The following is a 15530-nucleotide window of genomic DNA, read 5'->3' on the forward strand; positions in this document are numbered from 1 at the left end:
TTGTTTTACTTCATTAATAACTTGTTTTTACAAAAAAGCGAAGTTAACTCAAATCAAAAATATACCTATGTTTTTGTTACATAGTATATTAAAATTTGAAATTTAACTTCGCGGTTATGGTTATATTTATTAAAAGCAGAAAGCTATGTGGCACTACAACAACTAACTTGATTATATTTTTGCTTTATATGATTGAATGGTTTCTAAGAACATTGGACAGTAATGTTTTAATTTGTAACTACCGACGCCATCAATTAAAATCATATCTTGTTTTGATTCTGGCTTTCTTTTAGCAAATTCTTCTAGTGTAAAATCAGAGAAGATACTTACTGGCGGAATACTCAAGTCCTCACTTAGCTGTTTACGTACAGCTATAAGTTCATCAAATAGTGCACGATCCACACCTTCAACGGTATTAATATTAACTTTTTCTGTAGTTTTACGTTTAAATGGCGTCGTAAATATAGTGACTTGATCACTCAATAAACTTTTCACAGAGTTATCACAAGTTAATATTTCATCATACTCATTTAAAAAGCCTTTAAATCTCAATTCATCAATAAGATGACTTAAATCTGATGTAGTGTAGTTTTTCATAATACCATGTGTCGACAATTCATTATAATCACAGTAGCGAATATAATCAGATTCTTCGCCTCTTAATACTTGTATAATGACGCTATAGCTTTCTTTCTGTTTCATACGTGCAATACAACTCACAATCATTTTTGCTTCATTTGTCATATCGTACGTTTTATTTTCTCTTACGCAATTACTACACTGTTCACATTCTTCAAGCTTTTCATTCGGCTCAAAATAATGAACAAGTGTTGCTTCTAAACACTTTTTAGTTTTTGTATAAAGTATCATTTTATTTAATTTTTCGCCCATCTTATCTTTATAATCATCATCTGCTTTCGATGAAGATATAAAATACTGATGTAAGCCGATGTCACGTTCACTAAATAATAAAATACAATCACTATTTAAACCATCACGACCTGCACGACCTGCTTCTTGATAGTATGATTCTAAATCACCAGGCATATTATAATGAATAACAAATCTTACATTGGATTTGTCGATACCCATACCAAAAGCATTCGTAGCTACAACTACGCGTACACGATCATAAACAAAATCATTTTGGGCAGCTTCACGCTCTTTATTCGATAGTCCACCATGATAGGTTGTACTCTTAATATCATTAATCGCTAACGCTTCTTGTAATTCTTCAACTTGTTTTCGTGTTGAACAATAAATAATGCCGGATTCTTTTTGATATTTTTTAACATATTCCAACACAAATTTTTGTCGTTGATATGTAGGATTGACTTGAAAGACTAGATTTCGACGTTTTGTACTTGTTTTAATCTCGTCATTTTTATTAATATTCAAGCGATCCATAATGTCTTTTTGAACTTCAATTGTCGCAGTTGCAGTAAGTGCTACAATTGTAAAATCTTGTGGTAATGCAAATACCTTATGAATCACATCTCGATAACTCGGTCTAAAATCGTGCCCCCATTTTGAAATACAGTGTGCTTCATCAAAAGCAACTAATGGTATATTTAATTGTTGCACCATTTGAACAAAATAAGCATTATCGAAACGTTCAGGCGCCACATATAGAAATTGGATTTCACCTTTTCTAAGTTGTGCCTCTATTTCTTTTTGTTGTTTCTGAGTTAAACTACTGTTTAAGTACGCCGCGCGTATACCCATGGCCTTTAATTGATCAACTTGATCTTTCATTAGCGAAATTAATGGACTGATAACGATTGTCGTACCGCCTAACATTAATCCCGGAACTTGATAACAAATTGATTTTCCCCCGCCAGTAGGTAATACACCTAGCGCATTTTGATGATTCATTACTTTTGTTATAATTTCTTTTTGACCCGGACGAAATGTATCGTAGCCAAAATAATGCGATAATGTTGATTCCATGTTAACAATCCCTCATTGTTCTTTTAGTTCTTCTAGTTCACTCCATCTTGCCATATCATCTTCGTACGTCTGGTTAAGACGACGTTGTTCTTCAGTTAATTCTTTGATTTTAGCATAATCTGAACTTGCTGCAATCATTTCTTCATCGATGCTTTCTAATCTTTGCTCAGTGGTTTCAATACGTTCAATAATTGTTTCATATTCTTGCTTTTCTTTAAAAGATAGCCCTTTTTTCTTATTCGTATTTTGTTTTACATGCGTTTGTTGTTTCTGTTGCTTTTGCTGTGCTTGGGCTTTATCTTGTTCTTTTTTATATGCTTCATAATCTTCAAATGTCCCTATAATACGTTCCATTGTACCATCGTGAATATACCAATATTCTTGGGCTACTTTATTTAAAAAATATCTATCATGACTTACTGTGATTACAGCGCCGCCAAATGTTTCAATATAATCTTCTAGTATTGTGAGCGTTTCAGTATCTAAGTCGTTTGTTGGCTCATCTAATAACAAGACATTCGGCTGATGGACTAATAATCTCAACAGATATAGTCTTTTTTGTTCGCCACCTGATAATTTATATATTTTTTTACCATGTGTGGAACTTGGAAATAAGAAGCGTTCGAGTAATTGTGTAATTGAAACTGAAGTACCATCTTTTTCTTTAGCTACTTCACTTTCTTCTCTTAAATAATCAATCATTCTTACATCACGATCTAATCGCTCTTCACTTTGTTTAAAGTAAGCAACTTTTACGGTCTGCCCAATTTTCAGATTACCTTCGAAATCTTGATCTTCGCCACTCAATATATTTAACAATGTTGTTTTACCAGCACCATTAGGCCCAACAATACCAATTTGCTGACCACTTTGAATTATTTGAGTGATGTCTTCGAACAATGTCTTATCATTTATGCGCTTAGTCAGAGCATCGAATTCAAAAACTTGTTTACCCAATCTTGAATAAGCAAGATTTAAAGATGCTTTATCTTGTTGATGCTGATTTTTGACGTCTTGTTCTAAATCGTTAAATCTATTTTTACGTGCTTGTTGTTTTGTAGTTCGTGCTTTTACACCCGCACGCATCCAAGCAAGTTCTTTTTTATATAAAGATTGTTGTTTCGATTGTTGTTTTTGTTCGATAATTTCATTTTCTGCACGTTGTGCTATATAAGCTTCATAATTACCAGCATAAGTGCGTAATTTCCCACGGTCTAATTCGATGATTCGTGAGGATACTTCATTTAAGAAATAGCGATCATGTGTGACAAATAACACCGTGTGTGGATATTGTTTCACATAATTGATTAACCAATTGATAGATTCAAAATCTAAGTGGTTAGTAGGCTCATCTAAAAGTAATAAATCAGGTTGTTCAATAAGTGTTTTCGCAAGACCCACTCTTTTTTGTTGACCGCCTGAAAGTTCACTTACTTCTTTTGTCGTATCATGAATACCTAATTTAGAAAGTATCGTCTTAATTTCTGCACTGTAATCCCATGCTTGATTCGCATCCATTGCATCTTGTGCTTGCATCATTTTTTGTAAATCTGATTCACTCTGGGTCGTACTATATTGATTCAGTGCAGACTCATATGCACGTATAACTTGAAGTGTTTTAGTTTCTGAGGTTAGTACTGCTTCAAAAACAGACATATTTCGATCAAAATCTTGTTTTTGAGAAGAATAACGGACGCGATACGAATTGGGATGTGATATTTCCGCATCGTAATCTTCGTCTAGTCCTGCTATTACTTTTAACAAAGTACTCTTGCCAGTCCCATTTATACCAACGAGTCCTATTTTTTCTCCTTCAGAAATAGAGAGATGTAAATCATCGAAAATAGTCTTATCAGCATATGACTTATTTAAATGTTCAATTTTGTATGCTTCCATCATTCTACATCCTTTTTAATATCGAAATTTTTAAATATCGAAAATAGTAATTATATCTGTTAAACTTAATTTCAGTTCTATATATTATACACCTTTTTGAACTCAAATGATACAAAGGAGAGAAGCTTATGTCGGAATTTTTCCAAAACTTACCTCCTTACATCCAAGCATTAATAGCTGGTCTTATCACATGGCTACTTACTGCATTAGGAGCAGCATCGGTATTTATTTTCAAAAGAGTTAACGATAAGTTATTGAACTCAATGCAAGGTTTTGCTGCAGGCATTATGATTGCTGCAAGTTTTTGGTCATTATTACAGCCAGCCATTGCTTATGGTGAAGGCACAGCTTTCCCATGGTTGCCTGCTGCTATTGGTTTTTTATTGGGTGGATTATTTATTCGTGGATTAGACTTAGTTATTCCTCATATACATCCAAATACCAAAGACACTAATCAATTTCATGAAGGTGTAGGTACTAAAAAACTCAACAAAAATACATTACTTGTATTGGCAATTACGTTACACAATATTCCAGAAGGTCTTTCTATAGGTGTAGCCTTTGGTGGTATTGTTTCTGGTAATGGCCAAGCAACATTTTTAGGCGCTGTTGGATTAGCCATCGGTATCGGGATACAGAATATTCCAGAAGGTGCAGCATTGTCAATGCCAATACGCGCTGCAGGTGCATCAAGATGGAAAGCTTTTAATTATGGACAAGCATCAGCCATCGTCGAGCCTATATTTGCTGTAGTCGGCGCTGCTGCGGTGATAATGATCACCCCTATGTTACCATATGCTTTAGCATTTGCTGCAGGTGCAATGATATTCGTTGTGGTTGAAGAACTTATACCAGATTCTCAAGCAAGTAATAATACAGACCTTGCAACGTTAAGTCTAATGTTAGGATTCACAATCATGATGATACTTGATGTCGCACTTGGATAAGGACGTAAATTTTGTAATAAAAATGGTTTAGACATAAACCTAATTAGAAAAATAGCTATGGCACTTGAAAAAGTACCATAGCTATTTTTGTGTCATTTTTTAAATATGAAGTTGAATGAATCTAAAGTAAAATTTAAAAAGAGCCAATACACCTAAATTAGGTATATTAGCTCTATAAATTAACTATTATTTTTTCTCTTTTCCTTTTGGACCTGGCTTATATTCGTACTCAGAAGGTTTCACTTTTTCGAAATCTGGATTGTCATAGAATCTCAATAAGTCACCATTAATCAAATCGTCACTCATTTGTAGATCTTTTTCAGCCTGTTGTTTACGTTTTTCAAAATCTTTAGGTTTTTCTGTTACTGGTTCATTCGTTTTATTATCATAAATTCTACCATTAACATATTTATAATCTTTCGTTATAAAGTCACCATTTCTGAATGGCACTGTGTTGTTATGTTCTTTCGATAACATGTCTGTACCCATCATTAGGTAATTCTTAGTATCAATACCCATTAAATGAAGCAGTGTAGGCATAACGTCTGCTTGACCAGCATACGTTTCATCTACTGCGCCTTCCTTACCTGGTATTTTCAGCCAGAAGCCTGTACGGTTTAAGTCAGTAAATTTAGCAGGTGTAATTTCTTCACCTAATAATTTTTCCATAGCTTTATTATGGTTTTCAGAAATACCATAGTGGTCACCGTAAATCATTATAACGGAATCTTCATAAATACCTTTTTCTTTCAATTCATTAACAAATTCTTCTAACGATTCATCTAGATATCTAGCTGTTTGAACATAGCCATCTACCGTTGAATCTCCAGTATTTGGTGATTCTATTGTTGCATCCTCTGGTGATACAGTAAATGGATAATGGTTTGTTAATGTAATTAAATGACTGTAAAATGGTTCTTTTTCTTTAGCTAAGTAATCTGCTGATTTATCAAAGAACTCTTTATCTTTAAGACCTAGATTCTCAAGATTTTCTTCAGACATATCATAATAGGTCGCATCATAGAATTTATCTATACCAAAGTGTCTATATACTTGATCACGGTTCCAGAATGTTTTGTAATCACCATGCATTACACTAGATGTATAGCCTTGTTTTTGATCAAGAATTGCTGGTAATGCTTGGTAAGTGTTATCACCTTTCAATGAAAAGGCTGAACCTTGAGGTAAACCATACAAACTATTATCCATAGTAAACTCTGAGTCTGATGTTTTACCTTGACCCGTTTGATGGAAGAAGTTTGGATAATATCTATAACCTGCATTCCCTGATGATAATTTGTTTAAGAATGGTGTTACTTCTTCTCCGTTGACTTTTTTATCAATTAAGAAAGTTTGGAAACTTTCTAAGTGTATTTTTATAACATTTTTCTTTTTTCCTGCACCAAAATACTCTTGGTTCGGTTCAACTCGTTTTTGTTTCGAATAATTTAATACTTTAGTTAAGTCATCTTCATTAGCTAAAGCTTTTTGTTGGTTATTTTGAATTGTTTTCACACCATCATAGACAGTGAAATTATACGGTCCTAAATATTTCACTAAATATTTGTGATCGAAAGTACGTGTTAATAATTCAGGACGATCTGATTCAGCAAAAGCTAAATTCAGGAAGAATAAGGCAATTGCAGCTGCCATAACTACTGGCACAAACTTTTTACTGAATACACGTTTATCTAACCATTTTTGTTTAAATATCAAGATAAAAAGGTAAATGATTGTATCAATAAAGTATACAAAGTCATACCATTTAAATGAAGCTGTCACTGCGCCGCCCATTGAATCAACATTTCCAACTTGGTTCAATGTACTAAACGTTATAAAATCAGAGAAGAATCTGAAGTAAACAACATTCGCGTATAGTAGGAAAGTTAAAACAAAGCCACCAATAAAGATGAACCAGAATGCTTTCTTCCCTTTAAAGAATAAGAAAATACTTAATACTAAAGCGATTAAACTGTATGGATTCATTAATAGGATTAGGTTTTGTACTAACCCTTTAACACCTAAAGAAAAATCAACATAATATGAAAAATACGTTTTAAATGCGACAGTAAGCACGGTCAGAATAAAAAACGCAAAAAGAGTTAATTTCTTTTTGTGTAGACTCATGTTTGTTCCCCCGATATAGATTAATATAGGTTGGAAAATAATCCATACCTAGTAAAAAATTGGCAAAGTTACTGTGTTCAATATGTTGTTAGCGATGTTAGTATCCCTAACTAAACAAAGGTCGTTATTGGCAAAAGTTATCTTCTTTAGGTTTAAGTTCTTTAAAATCCTGAACAGCTGTGTATGTAATTTAAATTTCTATACACTAGAATTTTATTAGCTTGTTCAATTGTGAATTAAAGTTATAATTTTTGAAATTTTATATATTCTAATTAGAAACTTTTCATTTGTCTATATAGTGTAAATTGTGTTAACGTTTTCGATTATTGCTTAACGTCATCTTCACAGTTTTTATCATTTTGTAATGTTTCCGTAACAAAACGTATATAGTTCAATGTATAAATATAAAGCAATTTCGGTCAAATTTCAAGTAAAAACACACTTTCAAACATAATTTAACGTTTTGCCACCGTTTTGTTAAAGGCTTGTTAATCGGCTGTGAATATATCATTAAGAAATAATATGCTTTTTAATTATACTCTGCTTGGTTTTTATATTAATCGGACTAGAGTCGTATATGAAATGAATTTTTATTTTAATATTTCACGAAATAATAATGCCCTTCTAGAAAGCTTTCTACAAAAACTCAAAAGTTATATATCTAAATATACGCAATATAAAAAGCTGTAACCCTCGAAAACTTAACTTGAGGCGTTACAGCTGATCAGCAAGTCTATATATTATCCTTCATTCAGTAATATATAGACTTGCTATTTTTTATTTCAACATCTCTAACTGCATTCTATATTCAATACCATGAAACAATTGGTTTAACCAATTCGTATATTTAATTAAATTCTTTTCTGCAGTTTCAATATCTATAAATTGGAACTTTAATTTTGTACCTTGATGCTTTTGACCCAACTTAGTTAAATGATAACTCGCGATTGTCCCAATTTGTGGGTAACTGCCTATTGTATAATGGTCATTGAGTAAAATAATCGGTGTGCCATCTCTTTTAACTTGTATCGTCCCTATTTGAACAGACTGATGTGCCGGCATATCTTCATAAAAAGCCTTCACGGGCTGTCCTTCTACATACATCCCGACTCTATTTGCTTTACTCGTGACTTTATATTCTCCAAGCGTAAAGTGACTTAACGCTTTTTGTTCAAAGTCTTCTGTCCCTTTGTTTTTAATGACATGAAAAACATCGGACATATAGTTAAAGGAAAGTGCATAACCATCAATACCCCAGTCTGTTTGATGTTTTTCTTCTAGATTTTCAAACAATTTAAGGTGACGTTCAGTATAGTCGCGTTTCATATTAATTTCGTCGCCTTTTTGCAATTTACGTCCATGAAAACCGCCAATTTTGATTTTGAAGTCGGTGGAGGTTGAACCTAACCATTCATCTAATTCGAAACCACCACCGATTGCTAAATATACTCTAGAAGTGCGATTTGTCTCTGTAAATACAAGTACGTCACCTTTTTCCATTAAGTATAATTTATTTGGTAATACTTTCATATGCTCTGTTTTAGCTTTAAAACTACCACCGCTTAACGCAATCAATGTCGATTCAGTAAAGCGAATGCTCGCCATTCTATTTGTCATCTCTAACGTAGCTTCACGCTTATCATTTGCAACGAGTCTGTTCGCTATTTCATGAGATAATGGATCTAGTGCGCCACCAGGAATAACACCGTTGTGCTCGTAGCCTTTACGACCAAAATCTTGGAAACTTGAGAATAATCCTTCACCTTCTATTATGATTGACATGGTTCGAAGCCTCCTAGATCCAGCGTTTCTTCTGTTATTGCTTTAAATTTAACATTATCGCCTAATTTTAGCTTAGTAAAATCTGTTAGTTCTGGGTCAAACAAACGAATAGGTGTATAGCCAATGACTAACCAATCGCCATAAGTATCTATTGTAGTAATACCTGTCTTTTTCCCTTCTATTATGACAGAACCTGCTGGAATAAATGTTTTTTTGCCACCTGTGTGGTTAACAAATAAACGCTTATCCATTCCGGTAAGATAAGGGAATCCAGGTGTAAAACCCATCATTGAGACAAAATACGTATGTTTCGTATGTAGCTTCACAAATTTATCAAAATCTAATTTATAATGCGTTAATAAAGCCGCTAAATCAGGCCCAAATTCTCCACCATAAACAACTGGAATTTCCATTGGTTCAATCGCTTGCTCTTCGTATATAATCTCTAGTTGTACGGTTTGCATTAATGCATTCATATATAAAAATGGTGATTTAATATTGTAGTGTTTGATCATGTCTCGCGCATCATAACAAATCATCATATCTGATTCAGTAGGTACAATTTCGGTTATAAAAGGATAATCTTTTTCTAATAAATACGTTTTTAATGCTAATAAATCTTCTGTTAAATCCTTAGAGACTTCTTTTTCAATAGAAACTACAATTGCTTGGTCTCCTTGGCTATATATTTTCATAGGCTCACCTCTTATATTCTTACTAATGATAAAACACGTTTAACCCTTGTACCAAATAACCCACAAGTGCTTTCACTAGAAAATAGACTATTACAAATTGAACCATGCAAGAGATGGTAATTACGAATCTTGCAATATAAATCTGTTGTTTCTTCAGCAAACGATTTACATACCATTTTGAAAGCAAGGTTATTAAAATCATTGTCAGTATCCAAACTAATATCATCGTTATGCCCCACTCGCTGTTTATAATTTATTACGTAATTATTTAAGTGCACCCTTGTATATAGTCTATTGGGAATGCTTGTGTATCACTAAATTTAATACTATGATACGCCTTATTTTACCTATGTAAATCAAAGGCTAATTTGTCACAACTCTCATATTTTCACGTTGACGGTTTTCTATAATAGGTCCCATTTCTGAATTCATGGTAAACCCAATGTTTATACTTTCTATATTCTATAGATAAATTTCAACCTCGGCAACCTCTCGCAAACTATTTATAAGAAAAACCTGTATCTGGTTTTTCAATATTTTATCTTTAAAATCGTTTATATCGTAATTTTTTTGCGATAATTTCCCATCATCTATAAGTGATTGTCTCATGCAACCACGCAAGAAATCTTCATTATATAGAGGCGTATAATAGCATTCATCTTCTTTTATCATGATATTTCCAATATCAAATTCTAATAATTTTCCATTTGAATCATACAACAACACAAGGTCAGTCTGATGATTATGTGATAAATGTTTTCTAACAGTTGTCTTATTTATTAATTCAGGTTTATTTACATTATCTGGTAAAGGTACTAATTTTGCTGTAAATTTATTTTTATCAGATAAGGTTGCAACAACATAGTCCAGCGATCCATCTTGGTCTAATAATATTTTTATGCGATACGCACCTGTTGGATAATCATTCATTAACATTTCGATTAACTGATTCCAATTTGCTTCATCCAAGTTAAATTTAAGTTGCTCAGCAGACTGTTTTATTCTTTTTTTATGATAAGGCAGGCGCGGAAACTTTCCTTCTTCCAAACGCATCGTTTCAAATAACTGCATTATAACCTCTCCAATATCTTTGTTTTATCCTTAAATTCTTGCACTTCATCGTCAGGCTTAGAGTCTATAGTAATACCTGCACCCACGCCGTATATGGCTTGGTTATCCATGTATTGAATCGTTCGAATAGGCACGTTGAAAATGGACTTCCCTTCAGGCAACAACAAGGCAACTGTACCACAATAACCATTTCTTGGGGTTTGCTCTAACTTTTTAATATACTTCATAGTATTGATTTTTGGTGCTCCTGTAATAGAACCGCACGGAAATAATGCTTTTAAGATATGCATGAGTTTAGTCTTTTGATGTAACGTCCCTGTGACCATCGACGTCATTTGAAATACAGTGCTGTAGCGTTCTATATGAAATGGTTTATAGACTTTTACAGTTCCTGTTTCTGCAATACGGCTAATATCATTTCGTAACAAATCCACAATCATGACATTTTCCGCTTTATCTTTAACTGAATTCATTAACGTATGTAAATTTTGCTGATCTTGCGTTTCTGAATGTCCTCTAGCTATAGTACCTTTCATGGGCTTGCTTAATAATACATCTTTTCGATTTTCAAACGGACCACGTTGGAAAAATAATTCTGGCGAAAGAGAAGCTAACTGTACTTCATCTGTATCGATTAAAGCAGAATAAAAACCATGATTTTGCTGCTGTAACACTTCATATAATGTAGCAATCGGATAATGAATGTCATCAGTCAAACGTGTCGTATAATTCACTTGATATGTATTACCTTCAATAATTGCGGATTGAACTGCTTTAATATGAGTAATTAATTGAGATTTATTTAATTGAAATTTAAAATCACATTTTGGTATATATTGCTCTTTTTTGTCAGTTAATGTTATATCTTCCTTTTTGTCAAAAACATAAGCAGCTGCAAAAACATATTCACCCTGTATTTGTATTGTGGCCATCTGTTCATTAAAAAAAGGTGCCGCTTCATAGGGTAAATACAAAGCTACATAGCTACCTTGGTGTTGATGCATTTCTGCAAATTGTATAACGCTGCCTACTTCGTCTAAATGATATGCGATTAATTTATCTTTACACTGCGTAAATTGGTATTGATGGGATTCATATTCTGATTCGTCTAATAAATAACGATAATTAAATTGTATGTGCATGAGAACCCTCCACGATTTCTATAAATAATTTTATTTGTTCACTACCATATTCACTCAGGATAGATTCAGGATGATACTGTACACCAAAAACAGGTAACGTTTTGTGTGCACACGCCATAATGATACCTTCTTGATTTGTTGCAGTAACTTTTAATGTTTTTGGAAATGTCTTAGTATCAGCAATTAAAGAATGATATCGCATAACATAAAATGTATCGGCTAAACCTTTAAAAATACCACTGTTATCATGTTGAATTTGAGTTGTGTGACCATGAATCGGTTTATCACCTTTTATAATATCTCCGCCAAAATAAGTCGTTATTTGTTGAAATCCTAGACATACACCTAGAATTGGAACTTGTTCTGAAAAAACTTTTATAACTTCATTTAATATAGGATAATCATCAGGTGATCCTGGTCCTGGAGAAATAACTATAGCATCTGGAGACATTTGCGTAATCTTCTCAGTAGTAATCTCTTCAACATCTACTACATTAACTGCCCCACTATAACTTTGCTTAATATAGTCTACAATATTGTATGTAAATGAATCTTTATTATCAATGATTAGTATCATTTCTTCACCTCGTTATGTATCTTTCACTACCTATTATACTCATTATCCCAAATCTCAACTTGATTTTACAGTTTAAATGTATTATTCTTATCACCGTATAAATGAATATAAAGAGGTTCCTAGCTGACACCCTCTATAAAAAACTAGACACGTAAACAACGTCTATCTTTTTTATAAGGATAGGCGTTTTTTTATGGTGTCATAGCGAAAATGAGTCAAAGCTAGTATGACATTATTAAGGAGTGCAAGATATTATGACGCAACAATCTTTAAACAGTAATAAAGCCATCGTCGTTTTCAGTGGTGGACAAGATAGCACGACTTGCCTATTTTGGGCTAAACAACATTACGATGATGTAGAATTAGTGACATTTGAATATGGACAAAGGCACGATACAGAAATTAAAGTAGCTAAGCAAATTGCTGAAACACAAAATGTAAAACATCACATATTAGATATGTCCTTACTTTCTCAACTTACACCAAACGCATTAACGCAGCATGATATGGATATTGAAGTTGGCGAAGACGGCGTGCCAAATACATTTGTACCGGCCAGAAATCTTTTATTCTTATCATTTGCAGGTGCGCTTGCATATCAAACAAACGCGAAACATATTATTACTGGCGTTTGTGAAACTGATTTTTCTGGATACCCTGACTGTAGAGACAGTTTTATAAAATCAATGAATGTTACTTTATCTCTATCTATGGATAAAGATTTCGTTATACACACACCATTAATGTGGTTAGATAAAAAAGAAACTTGGGCACTAAGCGATGAACTTGGCGTACTAGACTATATTAGATACAATACGCTCACTTGCTACAATGGCGTTATCGGTGAAGGCTGTGGAGAATGCCCTGCTTGTGAATTAAGAGCACGAGGTTTAGACGCTTATCTAAAAGAAAAAGGAGCTGAATAACGTGTTCCAACAAAATTATCCTAACGTTCAACATCCTTATAGCTTTGAGCTTAATAAAGACTTCAACTTTTCTGCAGCCCACTATATTCCTAGTGAAGATGCTGGAAAATGTATGCGTACACATGGTCACACCTACTTCGTAAATTTAACAATTGGTGGCGACACATTAGATCATAATGGTTTTTTAGTGAATTTTAGCGACTTAAAAAAATTAGTTCATGACCAATTCGACCACCATTTACTCAATGATTTACCTCAATTCAAAGGCAAGAGTCCATCAACAGAAATCGTTGCACAGACTATTTATGAAATGGTGCAAACTTCATTAAATGAACGAGACAACCAGCCGAAATGTCTACAAGTTTATGTTAGAGAAACACCAACAAGTTATGTGGTCTATAGACCAAAGGAGTCCAAATATGAGTAAAATTCCTGTTTTAGAAATTTTCGGTCCAACAATTCAAGGTGAAGGCCGAGTGATTGGACGAAAAACGATGTTTGTTCGCACAGCTGGTTGCGATTATCGTTGTAGTTGGTGTGATTCAAGCTTCACTTGGGATGGTAGTGCTAAAGAAGATATACGCATGATGACCGCTGAGGAAATATACAACTCACTTTATGAAATTGCTGGTGACTCATTTAATCACGTAACAATTTCTGGAGGTAACCCTGCTCTTATAAAAGGTATTCAGGATTTAGTCGATCTTTTTGAAACTAAAAACATTTATAGCGCATTAGAAACTCAAGGGAGTAAATTCCAACCTTGGATGACACAAATTGATGACTTAACTATTAGTCCGAAACCCCCAAGTTCAAAAATGAAACCTAATCTACCAATATTAGATGAAGTTATTGAAAATTGTATACCTGCTTCTTTAAATTTAAAAGTAGTAATTTTTGATGACCAGGATTACGATTTTGCTAAAATGATACACCATAGATACCCTACGATTCCTTTTTATTTACAAGTAGGTAATCCTTATCTAGATGGCGATTACGTTGAATCACATACTGAAAAGTTATTATCATTATATGAAACACTCGTCGATCGTGTAATGGCAAGCAGTGATATGAATAATGTTTACGTCTTACCACAGTTACACACATTGTTATGGAGTAATAAAAAAGGGGTTTAAATTGAGTATTTCGTACGATACGTTGTATAATGCTTCTTATCCACATAACGGTGTCACTCATTTTAGTGACTTTAAATCGTTAGGATAACTATCACTGCTAATATATATAAGGAAAACATATTTATTTCTATTTGACCTAATATTTTTATGTAAATTTAAATAATTAATTGTTATTAAATGATTAACGTAATATTAATTGGTATAATGTTGCAGTGAAGTATCTAGGTTAGGAGAGCAACATGCTAATAAATATAATTATAAATATAGCTGCGGTATTAATTATTCTTGGAATTGATTTATATCGTCAGAATTTCAAACAACTTAAGTTTAGCTCTATACTCATTGCTTTATCTGTAAATGGTCTCATCAATTTATTTCTCATCGGTGAATATGACTACATCGCATTTTATACAAGTGCGCAACTCATCATTTGGACCATATTACAATTGTATATAAATAGAAAAGTAACTGTATACGTTATAACAGATCAAAAATTTATTGCGATTGTTCTTACTATTATAATGAGTACATCCTTAATACTTACTTATAGTACAAGTCATGATTCATTTTATATGTCTATTCCTTATTTAGCCCCAGCCATTTTTATCATAGGCGCTATCATGCTTTTTTATAGCACATTTCAACCAAAGGAAAAAGAACAACTTAAATTTATGAATCGTATTCGACGCCCTATTTTTGTGGGCCAAATATTAATTATTGCATCATCATCAGTAATGACACTATTAACGCCTTATTGGTATGCTTTTTTAATTATTCATTTATTATTTATATCATTCTTATTATGGCAGAATATATTTTCTTCACATAAATGATTAACCTTTTATATTTCGTGGTATAGATTAGAAGTCGAACGAATAATAAAGGAGGCAAAACAATATGGGCTTTATACTTATGTTAATAGTCGGTGGTTTAATCGGTTGGATAGCTGGTGGCATCGTAGGTAAAGATATACCAGGTGGTATTTTAGGTAATATTATCGCTGGTATTGTAGGTTCCGCACTAGGCTCTTGGTTACTTGGTGATTGGGGTTGGCATTTAGGTGGCATCGCAATATTCCCAGCACTTATTGGGACAATTATTCTAGTAGCAATTGTTTCATTTATTTTCGGTAAATTACGTAAAAAATAAAATTACTAATCTAAAACATTAATAATTTAAATCAAGGCGATAAACCAAATGCTGCAAAGGCACTTGGTTTATTTTTTATAGCTATTAATTCTCTTGAGTCAATCTGTGTTTATTAATTTCATTATTTAATGC

Annotated in this window: 14 protein-coding genes; 6 read left to right on the forward strand and 8 right to left on the reverse strand. The window is 32.9% G+C overall.

The genetic code is table 11. From position 1 onward, the window contains the following. Positions 1-171: 171 nt before the first annotated feature. Entirely contained in the window at positions 172-1950 is a 1779-nt protein-coding gene (gene recQ / locus MHB47_RS10455; RefSeq protein WP_002508312.1) for a DNA helicase RecQ, read from the reverse strand. Between the two features lie 12 nt (positions 1951-1962). After that, complete coding sequence (locus MHB47_RS10460; protein ID WP_069820634.1) at positions 1963-3846, reverse strand: ABC-F family ATP-binding cassette domain-containing protein; 1884 nt, start codon at positions 3844-3846, stop codon at positions 1963-1965. A 128-nt stretch (positions 3847-3974) separates the two neighbouring features. On the opposite strand from MHB47_RS10460, the gene MHB47_RS10465 reads away from it, so the two are divergent. Next, positions 3975-4793 carry a ZIP family metal transporter gene (locus MHB47_RS10465; protein ID WP_021339431.1) on the forward strand — a complete coding sequence of 273 codons (819 nt, stop codon included), beginning with the start codon at positions 3975-3977 and terminating at the stop codon, positions 4791-4793. A gap of 186 nt (positions 4794-4979) precedes the next feature. On the opposite strand, the gene ltaS is transcribed toward MHB47_RS10465, so the two are convergent. The 6 genes from ltaS to MHB47_RS10495 all read right to left on the reverse strand — a co-directional run bounded on the left by ltaS (position 4980) and on the right by MHB47_RS10495 (position 12187). Beyond that, entirely contained in the window at positions 4980-6920 is a 1941-nt protein-coding gene (gene ltaS, locus MHB47_RS10470) for a polyglycerol-phosphate lipoteichoic acid synthase LtaS (protein WP_340756560.1), read from the reverse strand. Between the two features lie 777 nt (positions 6921-7697). Further along, positions 7698-8702, reverse strand: coding sequence for a 5-oxoprolinase subunit C family protein (locus MHB47_RS10475; RefSeq protein WP_340756562.1), 1005 nt, complete (start codon positions 8700-8702; stop codon positions 7698-7700). After that, on the reverse strand, positions 8690-9397 hold the full coding sequence (locus MHB47_RS10480; RefSeq protein WP_340756564.1) for a 5-oxoprolinase subunit B family protein: 708 nt from the start codon (positions 9395-9397) through the stop codon (positions 8690-8692). The genes MHB47_RS10475 and MHB47_RS10480 overlap by 13 nt, the downstream gene beginning before the upstream one ends. Before the next feature lie 462 nt (positions 9398-9859). Then, positions 9860-10468 (reverse strand): aminotransferase class IV, encoded by a 609-nt coding sequence (locus MHB47_RS10485; RefSeq protein WP_340756566.1) that lies wholly within the window; start codon positions 10466-10468, stop codon positions 9860-9862. Further along, on the reverse strand, positions 10468-11610 hold the full coding sequence (locus MHB47_RS10490; RefSeq protein WP_340756568.1) for a chorismate-binding protein: 1143 nt from the start codon (positions 11608-11610) through the stop codon (positions 10468-10470). Before MHB47_RS10490 ends, MHB47_RS10485 begins: the two co-directional genes overlap by 1 nt. Then, entirely contained in the window at positions 11594-12187 is a 594-nt protein-coding gene (locus MHB47_RS10495; protein ID WP_340756571.1) for an anthranilate synthase component II, read from the reverse strand. The genes MHB47_RS10490 and MHB47_RS10495 overlap by 17 nt, the downstream gene beginning before the upstream one ends. A gap of 254 nt (positions 12188-12441) precedes the next feature. Here MHB47_RS10495 and queC point away from each other — a divergent pair, with 254 nt between their 5' ends. The 5 genes from queC to MHB47_RS10520 all read left to right on the forward strand — a co-directional run bounded on the left by queC (position 12442) and on the right by MHB47_RS10520 (position 15398). Then, positions 12442-13113, forward strand: coding sequence for a 7-cyano-7-deazaguanine synthase QueC (gene queC / locus MHB47_RS10500; protein ID WP_021339424.1), 672 nt, complete (start codon positions 12442-12444; stop codon positions 13111-13113). A 1-nt stretch (position 13114) separates the two neighbouring features. Beyond that, entirely contained in the window at positions 13115-13540 is a 426-nt protein-coding gene (queD, locus tag MHB47_RS10505) for a 6-carboxytetrahydropterin synthase QueD (RefSeq protein WP_021339423.1), read from the forward strand. After that, positions 13533-14249 (forward strand): 7-carboxy-7-deazaguanine synthase QueE, encoded by a 717-nt coding sequence (gene queE / locus MHB47_RS10510; protein ID WP_340756572.1) that lies wholly within the window; start codon positions 13533-13535, stop codon positions 14247-14249. Before queD ends, queE begins: the two co-directional genes overlap by 8 nt. A gap of 239 nt (positions 14250-14488) precedes the next feature. Beyond that, complete coding sequence (locus MHB47_RS10515) at positions 14489-15082, forward strand: hypothetical protein (RefSeq protein ID WP_340756574.1); 594 nt, start codon at positions 14489-14491, stop codon at positions 15080-15082. 64 nt (positions 15083-15146) lie between these two features. Further along, the gene (locus tag MHB47_RS10520; RefSeq protein ID WP_021339421.1) at positions 15147-15398 is read left to right on the forward strand and encodes a GlsB/YeaQ/YmgE family stress response membrane protein; all 252 of its coding nucleotides are present in this window, start codon (positions 15147-15149) and stop codon (positions 15396-15398) included. Positions 15399-15530: the final 132 nt, after the last annotated feature.

Origin of the sequence: Staphylococcus sp. FSL K6-3157, from assembly GCF_038005145.1 — a bacterium.
Taxonomy (GTDB): Bacteria; Bacillota; Bacilli; order Staphylococcales; family Staphylococcaceae; genus Staphylococcus; species Staphylococcus equorum.

What these genes read in the sequence shown, in the direction of transcription:
- queC (WP_021339424.1), top strand. Translation starts at nt 12,442, where the DNA reads ATGACGCAACAATCTTTAAACAGTAATAAAGCCATCGTCGTTTTCAGT.
- MHB47_RS10515 (WP_340756574.1), top strand. Translation starts at nt 14,489, where the DNA reads ATGCTAATAAATATAATTATAAATATAGCTGCGGTATTAATTATTCTT.
- MHB47_RS10490 (WP_340756568.1), bottom strand. Translation starts at nt 11,610, where the DNA reads ATGCACATACAATTTAATTATCGTTATTTATTAGACGAATCAGAATAT.
- MHB47_RS10485 (WP_340756566.1), bottom strand. Translation starts at nt 10,468, where the DNA reads ATGCAGTTATTTGAAACGATGCGTTTGGAAGAAGGAAAGTTTCCGCGC.
- queE (WP_340756572.1), top strand. Translation starts at nt 13,533, where the DNA reads ATGAGTAAAATTCCTGTTTTAGAAATTTTCGGTCCAACAATTCAAGGT.
- MHB47_RS10460 (WP_069820634.1), bottom strand. Translation starts at nt 3,846, where the DNA reads ATGGAAGCATACAAAATTGAACATTTAAATAAGTCATATGCTGATAAG.
- MHB47_RS10475 (WP_340756562.1), bottom strand. Translation starts at nt 8,702, where the DNA reads ATGTCAATCATAATAGAAGGTGAAGGATTATTCTCAAGTTTCCAAGAT.
- ltaS (WP_340756560.1), bottom strand. Translation starts at nt 6,920, where the DNA reads ATGAGTCTACACAAAAAGAAATTAACTCTTTTTGCGTTTTTTATTCTG.
- MHB47_RS10520 (WP_021339421.1), top strand. Translation starts at nt 15,147, where the DNA reads ATGGGCTTTATACTTATGTTAATAGTCGGTGGTTTAATCGGTTGGATA.
- MHB47_RS10480 (WP_340756564.1), bottom strand. Translation starts at nt 9,397, where the DNA reads ATGAAAATATATAGCCAAGGAGACCAAGCAATTGTAGTTTCTATTGAA.
- MHB47_RS10495 (WP_340756571.1), bottom strand. Translation starts at nt 12,187, where the DNA reads ATGATACTAATCATTGATAATAAAGATTCATTTACATACAATATTGTA.
- MHB47_RS10465 (WP_021339431.1), top strand. Translation starts at nt 3,975, where the DNA reads ATGTCGGAATTTTTCCAAAACTTACCTCCTTACATCCAAGCATTAATA.
- recQ (WP_002508312.1), bottom strand. Translation starts at nt 1,950, where the DNA reads ATGGAATCAACATTATCGCATTATTTTGGCTACGATACATTTCGTCCG.